Origin of the sequence: Dapis purpurea BLCC-M126, assembly GCF_050015975.1 — a bacterium.
In the GTDB taxonomy this organism is placed as follows: Bacteria; Cyanobacteriota; Cyanobacteriia; order Cyanobacteriales; family Microcoleaceae; genus Trichodesmium.
This window is the reverse complement of sequence record NZ_JBNHER010000301.1, coordinates 15936-34961: the sequence shown is the minus strand read 5'-3', so window position 1 is coordinate 34961 and position 19026 is coordinate 15936. Positions and strand designations below refer to the sequence as shown.

Sequence of the window (19026 nt, the reverse complement as noted above, 5' to 3'; positions counted from 1 at the left end):
TGATCCCACGTTTAAACAACTTTAGCTGAGTAACACTGATCTGTTTTATATTGTCTAGTAAAGCATAATACCTTTAGCTTTAGTCCAGTAAATAAATGAATTTTATATCTAAATCTATAGATTTAGATATAATCTAGTATATCAGTGATATTTATAAAATAAAATTAAACTCTTGACTTAAGTATCAGAGATATTTTAGGTATAAAAATTAACAACCTAAAAAAAATAAACTGGCCTGAAGTATAGCTAATTATATATCTTCAAACTTAAACTATCAAGTTAAAGATATATGATTAGCAAACTTCTAGAAGAATTATCTGAAATACTAACCTCGACATCTGAAAATTATGATTAGTTTTGATTATAAAAAATATCATAGATCGACTTACCAAGCAGTTACTCCCAAATTCGGAAACTGCTAAGGTAAAAACTGAAAAAAACCTTTTCAGCAACAAAACTGAACATAAATCTAGTATGATTGTAGTGTAGTCCTTAAATCAAGATTATGGAAATGTAAAAATAGATATTTTTAAAGAGAGGGTAGAGTGGATGAACAACGGAAAAGTAAGAATTTACGAACTATCAAAGGAATTGAATTTGGATAACAAAGAAATATTAGCAGTTTGTCAAAGGCTCAACATATCAGTGAAGAGTCATAGTAGCACTATTACAGAATCAGAAGCAGAACTAATTCGCACCACAGCAGAAAACTTACCCCACTCTCCCAGTAAGTCTGCTGCTCCAGAAAAAAGTAACTCTCACTCATCAGATTCAGGTTCAAATTATAACGAACAGAAAAAACAACAGATACTAGAAATACGTAAACCTAAACCATTATTAGAAAAATCTCAACAAAAAAATTACAATAAAATAGATAATAATTTAGTGGCAACTCCTCCAAATCCTTCGGTATTAGATAACCAACTTGAATCACCCAGTAGACCAAGGCCAAATTCTCCCGTCAAGTCAGAGGTAGTAAAAGATAAATCTGGATCAGAAACAGACAATAATTCTCTGGTACAACATCCGAATAAACCATTCAATAAAGACCATGCTGAAGATCAAAAAGATACTGCTGAAAAGCCAACAGCAGAAGTGCCTAGACTGGTAGCTCCACCGACAAGGCCAGCACCTCCTAGCTTAAATCGGAATCAACGAAATACTAACATTAGTAAACCAAATCAAAAAAACAAAAAACCAAAGCAACAAGAAGGTAAAAGAAGAAAAGATAAAGAAGAAAAACCTACTGAGAAACAACCCTTTGTATCTAAAAGAGACAATAAAGATACTACTAATAGAGAGAGAGAAAGTGTCAAAATATCTCCTCCAGTCCCTGAAACTTCCCCTCAAGAAAAGCCAAAACATCGAGAGAAGCCTACAGTTAAACTAAAGCCAGTTCCAGAAAAGAAACCTCAACTTGCACCCAAGCCGAAACTAACAACATCTGTGACAGAAGAATCAACAGATATTGTTGTAGATGTGGAAGCAAAAGAGCAAGAAGAAAATATTATAGAAACTGTAAATTATGATTTAGAAAAACCAAGACGAAAAGCAATAGCTCCAAATAAGCCGACTTTAACGAAAGCAAAGAAAGGTTCAAAGTGGGAAGAAGAAGAAGAAGATCCCAACGAAATTGCGCAGAAAAATGCTAAATCTACTGCTAAGGCCAAACGTCTTCGTCCAAAACCTATGCTGGAAGATGAAGATGAAGAATTAGCAGAACTTTTGAATAAGCCTGCACCAGTAACAATGAGTTTATCTTTAGCTCGTCCAGCAAAACCAAAAAGTTTTACTGAAAAAAATAAGCCCCAGTCTGGTAGCAATAATTTCAATAATCTTAAAAAGAAATCTAGTCAATCCCGTGAATCTGTCAAGTCTGAAAGTAGCGAACAAACTCAACCTGCTGAAATAAAACCTGTAGAAAAGTTAGTCATTAGTGCTTCCATGACAGTTCAGGAATTAGCATTAGCTTTAGCAGTGCCAGAAACAGAGATTATCAGAAGACTGTTTATGAAAGGCATAGCAGTCAATATTACTGAAAGCTTAGATATTCCTACCATAGAAATGGTTGTACAAGAGGAAGGAATACCGATAGAAATTCCAGAAGAGCAATCAGCAGCCAAGAAAACTACTGAAATGTTAGAAGATGCAGACCTGGAAAGTCTTGAACGCCGTCCTCCAGTTGTAACAATTATGGGACACGTCGATCATGGAAAAACAAGTCTCCTAGACTCGATTCGTGCAACTAAAGTAGCAGCAGGAGAAGCAGGTGGTATTACTCAACATATTGGAGCTTACCATGTTGACGTGGAACATGAAGGCAAAATGCAGCAAGTAGTGTTCTTAGATACTCCTGGCCACGAAGCTTTTACTGCAATGCGAGCTAGGGGGGCAAGAGTTACGGATGTTGCTATTTTGGTTGTGGCTGCAGATGATGGGGTACAACCACAAACGATAGAAGCTATTAGTCATGCTAAAGCTGCAGAAGTACCACTGATAGTAGCTATTAACAAAATTGATAAGGAAGAGGCTAACCCAGACCGCGTTAAACAAGAATTGATGGAACATGGTCTCGTGCCTGAAGAGTGGGGCGGAGATGCGATTATGGTTCCAGTTAGTGCTATCCAGAAACAAAATTTAGATAGCTTACTGGAAATGATTTTGCTGGTGTCTGAGGTAGAAGACTTACAAGCAAATCCAGAACGTTTGGCCAAGGGCACGGTGATTGAAGCTAATTTGGATAAAGCTAGAGGCCCAGTAGCTACTTTATTAGTACAAAATGGAACTTTAAAAGTAGGAGACATTGTAGTTGCCGGTTCAGTTTATGGAAAAGTACGGGCAATGATCGATGACCGAGGTGATCGAGTAGATAAAGCCAGTCCATCCTTTGCGGTGGAAGTTCTTGGTCTTAGAGATGTCCCTCAAGCTGGTGATGAGTTTGAAGTGTTTGAGAATGAAAAAGAAGCATCAGCTCTTACAGGAGAAAGAGCTGATGCGAAAAGAGAGTCGCGGATTATGCGCCGAACCAGTTTGGGTGCTGTTTCAGCTCGTGCCCAGGAGGGAGAACTCAAAGAACTGAATTTAATACTAAAAGCAGATGTTCAAGGTTCCATAGAGGCTATTGTTGGAGCTCTACGACAACTACCTCAAAAAGAAGTCCAACTAAGGTTACTACTATCTGGAGCTGGAGAAGTTACAGAAACAGATATTGACTTAGCAGCAGCTAGTGAAGCTGTGATTATTGGCTTCAATACTACTATGGCATCAGGAGCACGTCAGGCTGCAGATGCAGCTGGAGTAGATGTCAGAGAATACGATGTTATCTATAAACTCTTGGATGATATCCAAGGGGCAATGGAAGGTCTGTTAGATCCTGAGCTGGTAGAAGAGCCATTAGGTGAAGTAGAAGTCCGTGCGGTGTTTACAATTAATCGTGGTGCTGTTGCAGGTTGCTATGTGCTGTCTGGTAAAGTTGTCCGTAATTGTAAAGTGCGAGTACGTCGCAACGGAGAAGTTATACATGAAGGTATATTAGACTCTCTCAGACGTATAAAGGATGATGTTAAAGAAGTAAATGCGGGTTATGAATGTGGTATTAGTTTCGACCGCTTTAATGATTGGAGTGAAGGTGATATAATTGAAGCCTACCAAATGGTAACTAAGCGTCGGAAACTATCTACTTAAAGTAGTTAGCATCAACTCAGATTTAACATTATCTAAATAAATACACATAATTTAGATAATGTTAAATTAGTATTCATCATTATATTCCAAGTAGGCCAGACTAAAATTACCTCTAAATAGTGGTGAATAGGAGATAATTGTTGGAAGTTCCTTACAATTATGGTTTATTTGGATTGAGCAGAGTAGAATAATGTCAGCCGTGATAAATATTGGTTACAAATAGTTATTATTGCTAGAAGTTAAGATTTACCAGGCATTGAGTTACTAGGGGTAGAGGAATATCTTAAAATAGCATTTCTTAAAGTATAGGGTTAATATTAAATCTGGTAGTATCGTTACAATTAATTCCTCCCACTCCCAAGTGTTTGGTCACCAAACCCTAGGAAACTTAGAGTTTTTACCAAAAATAAGCAGATCTGATATGATATTTATTCTACTAAAAATAATGCCTAAAATCTTTCAAGCATTCCAAATTATTTCTAATATTGTTTTTTCAAATTGATTTTTTTTGAGTAAATATCATATCTAAAAGTCAAGATTTGATGACATATAGAATATGATAGTAATGCCTAGTTTATGACTAGTGAGTTATCTTTAAAGAAGAAGCTGAAATATCAGCAATTTTATCAATAAAAGTGTGTCCTTTGTTAATTAGGTAAATGTTATGACTAATTTTAATGCAACTTCTTGGAAAAATAACTCAGTCAAGGCAATTACAAAAAATGAGGCAGAACCTCCAATTTGGGATAGTTTGAAGCAAGCGATCGCTTTAACTTCAGGATTTCAGAGATGGCAATTAGAACGTAAAGTTAATAATAATCAGCAGCAAAATATCCCCTTAGATAGACAAGTTAGTTTATATTTACGAGAAACTCTGGAAACACTAGCTTACTAAAAAGAAAGTAAGCTATATTACTGTCATCCTGGCTAGTTTTTTAATTTTGCCATAATTATTAAAACAGTAGTAAATCACAAAATGCCTAGTTCTATAATTTGTAGAACTAGGCATTTTGCTTTTAAAAACAGGTTTTCTATATTTAGGGTTTTTATATTAGTTAACCCCAATTAAAGTTTAAGGTCTTTATATAAGCTGACCTCAATTGATTTATATATACTATTTGACAATAACTTTACAGGGATCGGTAATTTCGTAATATTTTCTTTATTTTCTTATATTTTTATGGCCAAATATATATCATTGTTGCCAAATGTAAACTTTTTTTACCTGGGGATAGAAAACTGAGAATGGGACTTATAGCCTGCACAAGTCACAAGTTAGGAGTCAGAAGTAATTCCTGACGCTTATTTGAGCGTTTATAAATGTCTTAACCTATTTGCAGTGCTACACTAAAAAATCTAGTATGTTACTCCAAACGAAATAGCCAAATCATCAAGACCATAACTCCAACTTGTAAAGCAAAATTAGGAAAAGCAGAGCCGATATTTTGGCCAGCTATAATTTTTGCAAAAGAAATGAAAGCTCCAATAAAACCAGAAGCTCCAAAAGCCACATAGATAAATTTTCGTAATCCTCGATAAGGAGCATCTAGTTCAGCTTTAAGGCGAGCATATTTTTCTGGATCGAGTTTAGTTTGAGAATGAGAATTATTTGAATTTGGAGTTGGCATAGTATTAAGAAAAAGATTTAATCAATATTGTTAATAGCATTAATCACATAGTGGAATCTTTTATAAGATAATTTATAAAAAAGTTTAATACTTAGAAGTAATAATTTTCAAATTAAAATTATCTCATAAGATCCTATTTTTGAATGGATTATACTATACATAATTGATTAATAGCAGCTTCAATTCTACTCGACTATGCTCCAATATGTTCCATGAAATTTCTAGACTCGGCTTATAGTCAATTCAAATAATTATGATAATAGTTATACTTTTTTTCTAAAAAAAAGTACAATTTTAAAATCAGAAACTACAAAATACTCTAGGGGCAAATCCGATATATATAAACTGAAAAAAACAAAACTGTATTTAAGCCAAGCAAATTACAAATGCTAAAGAATTAACCTAAATATAAGAGTAAAATTCAAAGATTCAAAATCACTTAAGTAGTTGTGAAAATAAATTTTCTAGTTGAGAAAGGGAATAGGAAATAGGGAGTCAATAGAATGTGTAATTAATTTTGCTTATGAATTTAATGTCTATAGCAATCCGCACATTGGTTGTAGCAAAATTCCACACTGAAAAAGTTTGGGAAAGTCGAATATTTGACTATCTGTAAAAAACTTAAATAGCTACTTAACTACTTTAAAAGAACTACAAAGATGATAAAATTGTCTGATAAAATTTTTGACTTGTAACGAAATATCTTCAACTGGGTTTTGGTTCGCGACGTTCGGAGCAAATTTTGTACAATTTATCAACCATTCCTATATGCGGTAAATCTTGGTTAACTGTCGTCAAATATTATCGATCGGCTTGATAATTATGATAACTTGCTCCATCCCAAAACCCATACCAATCTTTTTGCCGGTCTTTTTTTTTGTAAATATTTAATAAATTCAATGGTATTTTAAATATTTCTACTCTTATATTCTTGCACAAGCAATTCTTTGGTTTGATAGTAATCTGCTCCAGAATAAGTCTGTCTTTCCTTTTCATTTTTAATGGGAATTTCTATTCTTTCATCTGTTGTTCTCCAAGCATATCCTAATATATCTCCCCAGAGAAGATGACATTCGTCAATCATAAACACTGTCAGATTTATAGCTTGTATTTCCGGTTGCCATTTGCCTAACAATTCCTCTATTTCTTTTTTTTTTCTTTCACTAATTCATCATTTCTAGCAGGATTCTTTATTTTGAGTTTTTGTCCAACTTATTCCCGCTTCTTTAAGTAAGTTATAATAACTTTGATTAGACTCAAAAAACACATCATATTCTTTATATTCCTTCTGTAAATAGTTTTGTAAATCTGATAATCTTAAGTAATCTTTTTCTCTCAGCCACTCAATTGTTTTCTATTTTTCTTCTGCCTTTAAGTAACCTTGTCTGCCTTGATACTGAAGTCTTAAACTTTCTACACCATGAAATAGTGTTTGGTTTTTCCATTCGCTAATAAAACTGTGAGAAACATTTAATAATTCTTTGACTTCATGGTAGGATTTTCCTGACAAAATCATTTTTACCGCCAAGGGTATACATAATTTATTTGGAGTCTTTTGTTTGATTAATAAAATCATCTAGTTCATCTATAATATCCATTTTTTGTCTTTTTCCTAGATATGTTATTCTTACTATTATATCTGTTGCGACCTATTTAGGATTGCTATATATAAATATTATGCCAAGATAATCGGATATATTTGAAGATAAAACTAGAAAGATAATAGCATTTAGCCTTAAGCTTCAGCCTTACTTTACTGAAAAATTTAAATATAAAGCATCTCCTTTCATGGAGAAAAAAGAAAAAATTTCTTATTAGTGGAACTTACACAATTTCTGGGCAGAAAAATGCTTGTTTGCGCAGCATTCCGTAGGAAAAGTCAGTAAAGAGGAAAAGTCAGTAAAGAGAAGGGAATTACCTCAAAGCCCTAAAAATGGCTATAACCCTTGGTAATAAAGTAATTATACCTTTTAGACATAAAAGCCTCTAGCTGTCTATATTTTATCCTATTTTTTGCTATTTTTTTGTGTAAGTCCCGTTAGCCAATTTTCTTCTTTCTAAGAAAAGGTAATTATTAATTATTAAACTCACTTTTGTAGCAACAACAAAATTGTCTGCAAGGAACCAACAAAAACACCTAAAACTCCACCTAAATTAACAATAGCTTGCAACTCATTTTTAACAATTACATTAACAGCAACTTCTAATTCTTCAGCAGAAGTACCTTTAATCCTATCAATAATCACTTGATCGATATTTAAAATAGGAATTGCCATAGCGACAATATTTTCTAAATCTCGCTCCAAATAACGCTCTAAAATCAAAGCTAATTCTTGACTAACTAACTCCAGAGAACTATTTATTATTGATGAAGCTTGTAGACGATTAATAATTAAATCCGCAATATGCTCCCAATCAACAGATAAACTTAAAGCTTGAATTAAATCAGCACCACGTTCTTGTAGATATAAACGAACACTATCCCGCATTGTATTTCTTAACTGGCGTACTGTAGAAACAGGTAAATTTTGCATCGAAAGATTGTGCAACCATTCCTGAATTCTTTCTTTGACACCCAATGCAGTAATTAATTCCTTTAAGCGTTGATTAGTTAGCTCTCTCTCATCCAAACAAAAAGTCCTCAACCTAGTTAGAGTATTACGCAACCCGAACAAATTAGCTACTACCCAATAAGTACCACTAGTTTTTTCACGAAAACCTTCATCAATAATGGAAATATTTTGATCTGTGAGAAAATCAATTAAAGTCTGTCTTAATACATCTGGTGGCAGAACAACTTTAAGCAACCAATCTGATAGTTGATCTGCCTGCATTTCTGTTAGTTGAAACTCTACTAAAATCTGGTCAAAAATTTGGTTGAGTTGAGCTTCTAAAAAATCTTCTCTCTTTGCCCAAACTTTAAGAAGTCGTGGCAAAGATTGACCTAATAAATCACGCAGAATATTTGCCAGAATTTTGGTACTTCTCGTATTTGTATCAAGCTTCAATTGTTCTAAAGACATTCGCAGCAGCCAAAGAATAGCTGCTTCCATCCGTTCCGTTTGTAATAAACGACGTGCTAAATTTTGCAACTCTGAAGGAGTCAACAAAGAACCCATTATAGTATCAGCAACTCGTTTTGCTAAACGTTCTTGGTTAGCAGGAATTAAGCCAGGAGTAAAGGGTAGCTTTCGCCTAAAAATATAATAAGGACGATAAGGACGAAATAGCATTTTTATCGCTATATCATTAGTGAAATAGCCAATAATTCCACCTGCAATTGGTGGTACAAAATAAAGCCAGATATTAGACAATTTTGATTACCTAAAAGCAAAGTTGAAAGCCCAGTTTATGGGTAAGCGGAAATGAAAATAAGGGAGACATTTAAGTTTTACAGTTTTAACTAGACTGTTGTAATTTAGCCTAAAACAAGCTATGATAAAGGGCTTAGTATAATTATCTTGTAACTGTGACGAATAAATATTTTGTAAGTAATAAAGAATGGTTTAAATAGATAATAATTGTAAGTAACTTCAGGTTAACCAGGCTAATAATAATCTTGAGTTAGCTCAAATTACTTTGAAGGCAAATATACATCGAAAAATAAGCATAATGTATTGGTGTTAATCATAAAGATATTAAAGCTTTTAGAATTAATTAGGCTATCAACACTAGAGTGATATATCCACTCAAAGCTAGTAGATTTAGGATGAGATAGTTTTAAGTAATTGCTAGTCCAAATATTCATAATACCTATGACTTTAGTCAAATGAATATTCAATTCAGATTATCTAAATTTAGATAACTAATAGGTCAACGACTATAGTAATAATTTATCTATCAGAATTTCAACCAAGACAAAAATATTGTTCGTATTCAGACTACCTATTTTTGATGTTATAATCTTTGTTCTATTCAGTAAAATTACTAAAAAATTATTTCGTAATTACTAATATTCCCATCATTCCGCCAAAAATAGGGTAATGTTTACAATTGACAAATCCAGCTTTATGTGCTAGGTTGACTTGCTCTGACCCCATAGGAAATTTGGTTAAACTAGGACTAATATAAGCATATTCCTGAGTTAACCCTAAATTACGAGCCACCGGAACTACAACTGTATCCAGATACCACTTTTGAAACCCTCGCACAACCGAACTATTCGGACGGTGCATATCTAGAATTGCTGCTTTAGCATTAGGCTTGAGGACTCTATATAACTCTTGCAAACAAAGGGGAATATCCGAGACATTGCGGAGGCCATATCCCATCGTAGCACAATCGAAATAATTATCAACAAAAGGCAGACTCAAAGCATCAGCCTCAACCCAATGAATAGGGCTAATCTTATCTAATAAAGGAGATTGGCGGTTACGAGCGATCGCCAACTGCTCCACAGAAAAATCAACCCCAAAGACCTGACCCTTACCTCCTACAAACTTGGCCAGCATCCAAGCCAAATCGCCACTACCACAACATAAATCTAGACAAGTAGAGCCATAACTAGCCTCACTCCACATTACAGCCATTTGTTTCCAGGTTTTATGTATTCCCAGACTTAATAAATCATTCAGTTGGTCATAAACTGGGGCAATTTTGTTAAATATGGCCTGAACTTCTGTAGAATCATCAATCATAGAATTAAGTCAAAATTTTCAGTTTCAAGCTATTCAAAGCTATACAAAGTCAATGCCAGTAATTGAGCTGAGACATTAATTGTACTTAGTTCTTCTGGGTGCAGTTTACTAGGTTGTTGCCATTGGAGGGACATCAAAGCTAGAAGTTTTTGCCGATGGGAAATTGGGATGACAATATGAGCCTTGATCCCTGAAGTTTGATAATGTGAAACATCAGAAAGCTTGGTATCTTCTAAAACATTCATTACAGATTGTACATTCCCAGAAGCGATCGCTTCCATTGCCAGAGGGTCATTAGCCAACCAGTTATCCACATTACCAAGCTTACTACTCAATCCTTGAATTGAGCTTAAACTATTATCCTCAACCAATTGTAAAATACATACATCTGTATAAAAAGTTTCACTATAAATAGATGCAATTTCTGACAAAGCTTGTTCTATACTCCCAGACTTTTGAGATACATCAACAACCGTGCTTAACAAATCCAATTGAGTTTGAGACTTTTCCAGATATTCAGTACGTTGATTCAAAACTTCATAAGTCTGTGCAGCCTTTTCTACAACTCCCTTGAGTTCATTGGGGTCCCAAGGTTTAGTAATATACTTATATACTTGTCCAGAATTTATCGCCTCAACCAAATCTTCTATATCAGTAAATCCAGTGAGAATAATTCTGACTGTATTAGGGAACTGGGGCAAAGTTTTACTTAAAAACTCTGTACCCTTCATTTCTGGCATCCTTTGATCAGAGATAATTACTGCCACTTCTCCCTCTAAGGCCAAAATTTCCAAAGCCTGAATCCCACTTTCAGCTTTGAGAACACTAAAATCTCGTCGAAAGGTGCGGTAGAGTAAGTCCAAATTATCTGGTTCATCATCTACTACCAGCATTTTAGGTTTCTTTTTTCTGGTTAGGCTCATCAGTTGAATTCTAATGCTATCTAACTGTTGAGGAATTGCTTCCATTCAAACAAACCCCTTCAATTGTATTTCTAAAGTAGCATAATAATAATTGTATTTATCAAATATAAAGAAATATCTATTTTTGAATAATTATATAGCTATCAACTGTTACTTTACTACTTTATGAGGCTAATTGTTGATTAAGCGTCAGTTGCATGTTCGATTAAGCCTGAAATATCTATAGGCCATAGCAGTAATGATAGCAATATATTATAGCATAGTGAGACTACTAAATAAATCCAGATGAACCCCGCGAGTCATTTAAAATCAGCAGGGTTAAAAGCGTCTGGCTCTAATCTGCTACTTTAACTTTAGTAGCATGGTCATTTTACTTATCAGTTAACAGTTAACAGCACCTCCTACTGAAGTAGTGGTACTTAGACATTTTTACGACTTAAAAATGGCTGAAACCCTTGATGTTTAATATTTATACCTTTTTAAGGTGAAACCATATACCTGTATATATTTGAGACTGTTTTGTAGTTTTGTTTTGTTCAACTCCCAGTAGGAGACTTCAAAATACTGGGTGTTGCTGAATAAATATATGATTTCACAGGAGTCAGAAGTCAGTAATTAGAAAGGAGTTTATCAGTGACTTTAGAGAAAGAAATAGGTATAATTTCCACTCTTGTTTTGGGTTAAAATTTACCACCAGTTGAATTTCATACCTCAAATCAGCAACGCTAAATACTGAAGTTAATTTTTTTCATCCCCTCTCCAAGGGGAGGCTTGAGACCTAATTTTTTGGTCAAAAGTATACTCTATTTATTTGCAAACACAAAAGGTGCGCTTTAAATTATGACTGAAACACCACAAAACTCCCCTAACCCGCAACAAAAATCAACAAATTCAGTAGATGTAGAAAACTTAATTGGTTTGCTGCGTCGCAAAGAAGGTAATTGGGTAGAGTGGGGAAATGCTTGTGCTGCTCTACAAAAAGCTGGATATACTTCTCAGCAAATATTTGAGGCCACAGGATTTGAACCAGTACAGCAAAATCAGGTGATAGTCGGGTCTCAAGTATATACAAGTCTTGTCAATGCCAACATTAAGGAAAATGCTGTATCGGCAAGCAAAACAGATGTTCTATCACGCTTCGAGAGAACGGGTAGTGATATCCTCTACGAATTGAGGATTTTAACTCAGGAACAAAGAATCATCGCAACGGAGTTTATAGTTGCTCACAATCTTGATGTAGATGATGCAAAAGATGTAGCAAAAGCCATCAAAGATTTTGCTCGGATGAAAACAATACCAGAAGGATTTTCTGATTCTCCTGGAGATATAGTAGCATATCAATGTTGGAAACAAGCAAGGCAACAAAACGACCTACAAAATAGGTCTCGTCTGATTGCAAAAGGTCTCAAATTAGCGGATTCTCAAACAGCTAGAAAACAGCTAGAACAGCTATTAACTGATTTTACTGTTGTTTCTCAAAGACCAGCTCCTCGTTTACCAGTTTATCGACTGGAGCAAGAAGAAGAGTTACCTCGTATTTTACCGGTAGTCGGAAAATTACCTCTGAACACAGAAGATTTCAAAGCAGTACCTATTGTCGAGGAAGTAGAACCATTTAAAATAGTCAAATTTTCTGGTGGAGCGGGTGCTTGGGTAGCGATACCCGGATGGCGAGTTGTCATGCAAGCAGAAGATCCAGTAGTGCTAATTGAAAATAGCGATCGCTTGCCTACTCCTATACCCGGTGCTACTGAAGAAGTTTTATTAATTATAGATAGAAGTCAACGTCAATGGCATGAAGATGGCTATTTTATTATAGACCAAGACGGTAAAATAGTAATGCAGTGGTTTGATGAGGAGCCTAATATACCCTTACTTGGAAGAGCTTTGTTAGTATTAAGACCTAAAAAGATTCTCGATCAAGAACTTATTAAAGACTTGTGGCAAGTTGAAGAATAATCATTTCAATTATTAGTTATCAGTTATCAGTTATCAGTACCGACCGCTGAAAGTACATCCTGAAAATACTGAAATAGAAACCTGTTTTGTATGAAATGCTGTACCATACTGACATCAATCTCCGATAAACCAGGTTTCTTACAGCGGTTTTCAGATCAATAAACCACAATGATACTAACTCCTAACTCTTAACTTCTAACTCCTGAATCCTGACTCCTGACTCCTGACTCCTAACAATGAGTTTAGTGCTCTACTCAAATGAAAAGCGCTGTATAACACTCCAAAATAAAGCGACCAAAAAGTTTTTGTTTGTAGTATTCCTCTAGCAATATTTATACTTAGGGCTAGAGCAATACTACAAGCTTTAATTATAACTATTTAACCGGACATAATATTACCTTCTATTATTAACAAATTATGAGCCAAACAAAAGATAAAAAAATGACAATTCCTCTGATGAATTTGCCTTGGGTAGACTCACCTTTTTTTGCAGAAATTTTCAGTCAATTAAATTTAGACAATGAAACCAGAGAACTTGTCAAACAATTTGCAGAACAAGGGTATGTAATTATAGATAACTTAGGCATAGAAAATATTACAGAAATTATAGACAGAATAGTTAAAGATTTAACTCCTATCTACGGTAATAAAGGCAAAATAGAATCAGCTTGGATTTATCACGATAGAATTCAAGATGGTTGGACATTTAATCAAGATGTGAAAAAAATTGCCACCGCTCCCAAAATTATTAACCTATTAAAAATACTTTATCAGCGAGAACCAATCCCTTTTCAAACCCTAAATTTCAGGTTTGGTACTGAACAAACTACTCATAGTGACAGTATACATTTTAGTTCTGTTCCAGCTAGATTTATGTGTGGAGTTTGGGTAGCTCTGGAAGATATAGATGCCAATAACGGTCCTTTACATTATTATCCTAGTAGTCATAAATTACCAATTTTTGATTTAAACGATTTGGGAATTACAGGCAGTTATCAGAATAAACCCTATGATACTTATCCTATATATGAAGAGTTTTTACAGTCATTAATTGAACACAATGGTTTGAAAAAAGTAGAACTTTATGTTAAGAAAGGGCAAGCTTTAATTTGGGCTGCAAATTTACTACACGGAGGCAGTCCAGTTTTAGATAAAAATAGAACTAGATATAGTCAGGTGACACATTATTATTTTTCTGACTGTATGTACTATATACCCTTAATTTCCGATCCATTTCTACATAGAATTCATTTTAAAGAAGTTAAGAATATTATCACAGGAGAAGTACTTAATCATATTTATAATGGTGAAAAGCTGGAAATTCATCCAGAACAATATGAAATAGAAAGATTAAAATCTGAATTATTACAATTTCAGGAGGAATTAGCAAAATTTCGACCTATAGCAATGCAATCTCAGGATGAACTGAATGTATTAAAACCTCAACTTCAAACTGTTGAGTCAGAATTAAAAAAAATACGAAGTCAGCTATATAATTCTCAGACAGATTTGGAGTTATTAAAATCTGAAAATCAGCTACTTGAGACAGAATTAAAAAGATTGAGAGCAAAGTTGTATCAAACTAGCTAAGAAGGAAGAAGTTCATTAATTGATAATGGATAATTAATAATGGATAATTATTTTTGATCATAAGCACCATTACAAAATAGTTGACCTACCCTAATTTGATATGAAGCATATAGTATAAGGGATTCAGTCTGACAAAATGTGTAATTAATTTTGTGTACCTGCTTAATTATAAATTATCTATTGGTAAGTAGAAATAATTTGTGAAAAAAACTCTAGGGGTCTGGTTTCCAAATCCCATTTCTGCTTTGGTTTTGAGACCAAACCCCTACGATAAAATATTGTAACCTAGCCGGGATTTCTATAGCTATCTCTATCTCTATCGTTTTACCCTTTTATTTCAAAATACAAAATTTACCGAATAATTAAGGTTTAAAGCCTTTCCTTTAAAGGAGAAACAAGAAAAAATCTTTCTTTGATTCAATCCTCTTCTTTTTAGGGAGAGGTAATTATCAATTATCCATTATCAATTATCAATTATTGAACCCTTCTTCCTTATTCCTTCTTGCGTTAAATCTCAAAAAAATAAGCATTATTATCGGGAAAATCACGAGGTTTTAAATAACCTAAATTCACCATTTTTAGTATAATTTTTTCTTTACTTTCTGCCACTGTCTCTAAATCAGTGCGACATTCAACATCAGGGTTAGGTGGTGCTTCATAAGGTAAATCAATACCAGTAAATTCTTGAATTTCTCTTGCTCTAGCAAGTTGATAAAGTCCTTTTTTATCCCGTGCTTCACAAACTTCTAGAGGTGCATTAACATATACTTCAATAAAGTTACCAATGCGTTTTTTTACCTCAGAACGAACTTCATTATAAGGAGAAATAGCAGATACTAAAACAATCACACGATTACGAGTTAAAAGATGAGCCAAAAAGCCAATTCTCCGAATATTTTCATCTCGGTCAACTTTACTAAAACCTAAACTTTTACCAATGTCTTGACGTACAACGGTACTATCAAGAATTTCTACTGTGTAACCAAGCGATCGCAACTCTTCTGCAACAGCGAAACTTAGAGTGGTTTTACCAGCACCGCTTAAACCAGTAAACCATATTGTTACACCAGTTTGATTGTTATTTTCCATTGACAAAATCCTCTTAAAAACAAAGTTTAAATTCTGACTAAAAGAGGGGATTTAAAGTTCTATTAATCTATTGACTTAAGATGTTCACTATGATAAAATTAATAGTTACCTTTAAAATAAAATTTTCTGAGATGTAAATACTAAATCAGTGATAAAAGTAATTGTCAACTCAAAAGATTATCTGAATCTCCCTCAAAAAGAATCTACCAGTAAATCTTTTCAATAAAAATTTAATTTTTAATCCTTCCTGTTCCCTGTTACCAACTTCTGTAACAAGTATAATCAAATCTCTACGTTAAAACTTATTATTCATAATAGATGGAAAACATCAAAAATCTTGGTAGTTGGTTACGAATACTTCGTCAACCTCAGTACCGTTGGCTTTGGTTTGTAGCTGCCGCACTTATCTATGTAGGTATTCTTCTGTTTCCGATGACAGGAGTAGAAAAAGAAGCAAAAGGAGCCTTGGCAGTATTTGGAGTTACAGCTTTCTTGTGGTCAACTAATGCCCTACCAGTAGCAGTTACAGGCTTAATGGTACTATTTTTAATCCCCCTGAGTGGCAGTCTTACCGCTACAGAAACATACGCCTATTTCGGTAATAAAGCAGTATTCTTTGTATTAGGAGCATTTATTCTAGCCAGTCCTATTCAACGTTCTGGACTTAGCACTCGCCTCGCTCTAACAGTAGTTTCCCGTTTTGGCAATAGCCAAAATACCTTAATTGCCTCTATCTTAATTCTTTCAGCCTTAATGTCCTTTGTGATTAGTTCTTATGCAGTCACAGCCATGTTATTCCCGGTGGTTATAGAAGTTGTTCAAGCAGCGGGTGCAAGGCCAGGTGGACGTTTTGGCCTAGCAGCATTCTTAGCTTTGGGGTGGGGTTGCGGTATTGGTGGTATAGCAACTTTACTGGGGGGAGCCAGAGCGCCTTTAGCATTAGGAGTGCTTCGGAGCACTACAAAAGGAGAATATGATATTACTTTTGCCGAGTGGTTTATTTGGTCTATTCCCTTAGTTGTCCTTATGTTAATAGTTTGTTATTTTCTACTATTACAAATAGGAAAAGGTCAAGTAGTTTCTTTATCTAATGCCCGAAAATTTCTCGGAATTAGAGCAAAAAGCCTTGGTGCAATTTCATCCAGAGAAGTTGGTACATTGGTATTAGTAACGGGAATAGTTTTGTTATGGATTTTTAGAGGAAAAGCTTGGGGACTAGATACAATAGCTTTCTTTGGGGTTATGTGTAGCTTCATTTGTGGTTTGGCAAGTTGGCAAGAAGTAGAAGAAGATGTGAACTGGGGTATTTTTTTGATGTATGGTAGTGCTATTGCTCTAAGTGCAGTTTTAAGAGATACAGGAGCAGCACAAGCATTGGCAGAAACCTTATTGGGATCGTGGATTAATTCTGGTATTGTTTGTTTTGTGGCAATGGTTTTGATTATTACTTTTTTGACCGAGGGAATGAGTAATGCTGCTGCAGTGGCAGTTTTGATGCCAGTTGGACTTGCTTTGGCTGCTAAATATGGAATAGATCCAAGGGCAATGACGTTGGGTATTACTTTGCCATCGGGTTTAGCTTTTCTGTTACCAGTCAGTACCCCGGTAATGGCCATTATTATGGGTAGTGGTTATGTGTCGCCTTCTGAAGCTTTTAAGCGTGGCTTGTTGTTAAAATTAGTGGGGACTTTGATATTCTTGGCAATGGCAAAATTTTATTGGCCTTTATTTGGGTTGGGAGTGTAAGACATGAGTATCTGGTTGGTGGTTGCAAATCCCTACGCTTACGATAAAGCAATGTGGAAGGCAGTCTCAGAAGCGGAGCAAAATCAAACTAAATTGAGAGTTGTATTTTTTATTAATAATAACTCAATTCATGATGTTATTGGTGAATTGGGGCAGAGTGGTTGGTTAGGGTCTAATCCTTTGCATAAACTACAAAACTCTATGTTGGAAGGTTATCGTGCTTTAGCTGGAGATGTTTTGAAAAGGGTGAAACGTAAAGCGAAAGAAAAGAAAGTTGAAGTAGAAACTGAGGAAGTAATAGAAAGACCTACTATAGAGGAATATGTATTTGAGCTTGTAGAAGAAGGTGCAACAAAAATTGTGATTGCTGGTCCCCAGTTACTTACTGCTAAAATAGGAGAATTACCAAATATAGCAGAGTATATTGAGGAAGATTAGAAATTTTAACTTGGTCGGAAATGAGAAGTCAGAAGTTGTTTTTGTAACGGAGGTTTTTGAACTCATAAGTTATACCAATTCACTTTAATGATGTCACAAATAATTTCAAATTGTAAATGTCAAATAATTGCCTAAAACTGTTCTTATGTGAGAGTTTTTAGCCTATCAAATCTGGCATTCTCAATTTAGTTAAACGGTATTAGTAAGTGTGATTTCGGTTTATCATGGTTCGCAAACACGAATTACCCGTACAGAAGTCAGAAGTGAAATTCTTATTTTATTATTTTGATCAAAGTAGAAAAAAAATTTAACTGTTAAGACAGTTTGTCTGTAAGAGGCTAACTAATTAAAAAACTGGGTTTTATACTCAATTACTTTGATAAATAATCTAGTTGATTTTTGTAGTTTGTTAGCTAATTGTTCGATTATTGATTATTTAACCTGTAAAAAATTGACAAATTTTTGAGGATAAGCTTCGATAATTATCATCATTTAAAACAGGAAATAAGTTGGTAATATTGATTGATGTAGCTAAATCAATCCAAGAACGACAGCCACCATATTCAGGGCGATAAAAAATCTCATAAACTTTTTCAAGCTTATAAGTTCTCAAAAGTAAAATATAAAGGCTTTGTTGGGGTTTCCATTTAAGGCGATCGCTGACAAACTTTTCATTCCAAATATGGTAGACAAACAACTTATTTAAAATAGACTTATCAGTTACTGGTAAAACATTAGTAATCTCAGCAAAACTACTAATTTTAATTTTTTCAGGATGCCAACCAGAATCTACAATTGGTACCTGGTTAGCATATTCTGGTTTGAGTAAATTTGGCTGTTGATGTTCAAAAGTGGGGTAGAGTAAAACCTGTTGATGTGCGACAGTAAAATCACCTCCCTGTTCCCTGATTCCACCCTTTCTTAGTAACATAATTGTGTTGCCATTTTCTAAAGCATTCACAGCAACATTCCATTCTTTAAGAGCAGCAGTAGTAGTTTCCATAATTATGCGCCTCTAGCTACAAATGAAACAATTGATAGTTATCTAAAAATCTAGTTAATTATTGATTATAAGACTAATAATTATATCATATCCTGCCAATTATGGTTCAAAAAATAACTCTATCCTCTTTTTTCTTAATTTTGTAGTCCTATAGAAGAAAGGATGAGATTTTTGGAGAAACTTGAGATTTAAACATTTACTTAGGCGAATATGCTTTACTATTTACCACTAATCTTACCTCATAGTATTATAGTAGCTCTCTGCTGTTATCCTTTATCGCTCTGTTAGCTGTTGACTCCCTTCGCCATTATTGATTTATTAGTATTCTA

At 34.3% G+C, this 19026-nt stretch carries 12 protein-coding genes and 1 pseudogene; 6 read left to right on the top strand and 7 right to left on the bottom strand.

Going from position 1 to position 19026, the window contains the following annotated elements; all coding sequences use genetic code 11:
• Nucleotides 1-549 precede the first annotated feature (549 nt).
• Both infB and ACP6PL_RS27400 read left to right on the top strand, forming a co-directional pair.
• Nucleotides 550-3684 carry a translation initiation factor IF-2 gene (infB, locus tag ACP6PL_RS27405; protein WP_426548504.1) on the top strand — a complete coding sequence of 1045 codons (3135 nt, stop codon included), beginning with the start codon at nucleotides 550-552 and terminating at the stop codon, nucleotides 3682-3684.
• 664 nt (nucleotides 3685-4348) lie between these two features.
• Nucleotides 4349-4579, top strand: a complete 231-nt coding sequence (locus ACP6PL_RS27400; RefSeq protein WP_426548503.1) for a hypothetical protein — start codon at nucleotides 4349-4351, stop codon at nucleotides 4577-4579.
• 469 nt (nucleotides 4580-5048) lie between these two features.
• Here the strand turns inward: ACP6PL_RS27400 and ACP6PL_RS27395 are convergent, their stop codons facing one another.
• From ACP6PL_RS27395 to ACP6PL_RS27375, 5 genes and pseudogenes are all read right to left on the bottom strand, one after another.
• Nucleotides 5049-5312, bottom strand: coding sequence for a DUF3493 domain-containing protein (locus ACP6PL_RS27395; protein ID WP_426548502.1), 264 nt, complete (start codon nucleotides 5310-5312; stop codon nucleotides 5049-5051).
• Nucleotides 5313-5848: 536 nt separating this feature from the next.
• Nucleotides 5849-6910 (bottom strand): annotated as a pseudogene (locus ACP6PL_RS27390) (IS630 family transposase).
• Nucleotides 6911-7399: 489 nt separating this feature from the next.
• A complete protein-coding gene (locus ACP6PL_RS27385; protein ID WP_426548501.1) occupies nucleotides 7400-8626 on the bottom strand; it encodes a DUF445 domain-containing protein in 1227 nt (408 codons plus the stop codon).
• 621 nt (nucleotides 8627-9247) lie between these two features.
• Nucleotides 9248-9949, bottom strand: coding sequence for a bifunctional demethylmenaquinone methyltransferase/2-methoxy-6-polyprenyl-1,4-benzoquinol methylase UbiE (gene ubiE, locus ACP6PL_RS27380; RefSeq protein ID WP_426548500.1), 702 nt, complete (start codon nucleotides 9947-9949; stop codon nucleotides 9248-9250).
• 29 nt (nucleotides 9950-9978) lie between these two features.
• Nucleotides 9979-10917 (bottom strand): response regulator, encoded by a 939-nt coding sequence (locus tag ACP6PL_RS27375; protein WP_426548499.1) that lies wholly within the window; start codon nucleotides 10915-10917, stop codon nucleotides 9979-9981.
• 795 nt (nucleotides 10918-11712) lie between these two features.
• On the opposite strand from ACP6PL_RS27375, the gene ACP6PL_RS27370 reads away from it, so the two are divergent.
• Nucleotides 11713-12831, top strand: a complete 1119-nt coding sequence (locus tag ACP6PL_RS27370) for a RuBisCO accumulation factor 1 (protein WP_426548498.1) — start codon at nucleotides 11713-11715, stop codon at nucleotides 12829-12831.
• Nucleotides 12832-13248: 417 nt separating this feature from the next.
• Nucleotides 13249-14421, top strand: a complete 1173-nt coding sequence (locus ACP6PL_RS27365) for a phytanoyl-CoA dioxygenase family protein (RefSeq protein ID WP_426548497.1) — start codon at nucleotides 13249-13251, stop codon at nucleotides 14419-14421.
• 507 nt (nucleotides 14422-14928) lie between these two features.
• Here the strand turns inward: ACP6PL_RS27365 and cysC are convergent.
• The gene (gene cysC, locus ACP6PL_RS27360) at nucleotides 14929-15510 is read right to left on the bottom strand and encodes an adenylyl-sulfate kinase (protein ID WP_426548496.1); all 582 of its coding nucleotides are present in this window, start codon (nucleotides 15508-15510) and stop codon (nucleotides 14929-14931) included.
• 318 nt (nucleotides 15511-15828) lie between these two features.
• Here cysC and ACP6PL_RS27355 point away from each other — a divergent pair, with 318 nt between their 5' ends.
• Together ACP6PL_RS27355 and ACP6PL_RS27350 are read left to right on the top strand one after the other, a co-directional pair.
• Complete coding sequence (locus tag ACP6PL_RS27355; RefSeq protein ID WP_426548495.1) at nucleotides 15829-17256, top strand: SLC13 family permease; 1428 nt, start codon at nucleotides 15829-15831, stop codon at nucleotides 17254-17256.
• A 3-nt stretch (nucleotides 17257-17259) separates the two neighbouring features.
• Nucleotides 17260-17694: a hypothetical protein gene (locus ACP6PL_RS27350; RefSeq protein ID WP_426548494.1), complete on the top strand. Its 435-nt coding sequence runs from the start codon at nucleotides 17260-17262 to the stop codon at nucleotides 17692-17694.
• Nucleotides 17695-18130: 436 nt separating this feature from the next.
• Here ACP6PL_RS27350 and ACP6PL_RS27345 read toward each other — a convergent pair whose 3' ends face one another.
• A complete protein-coding gene (locus ACP6PL_RS27345; RefSeq protein ID WP_426548493.1) occupies nucleotides 18131-18697 on the bottom strand; it encodes a DUF1802 family protein in 567 nt (188 codons plus the stop codon).
• Nucleotides 18698-19026 lie beyond the last annotated feature (329 nt).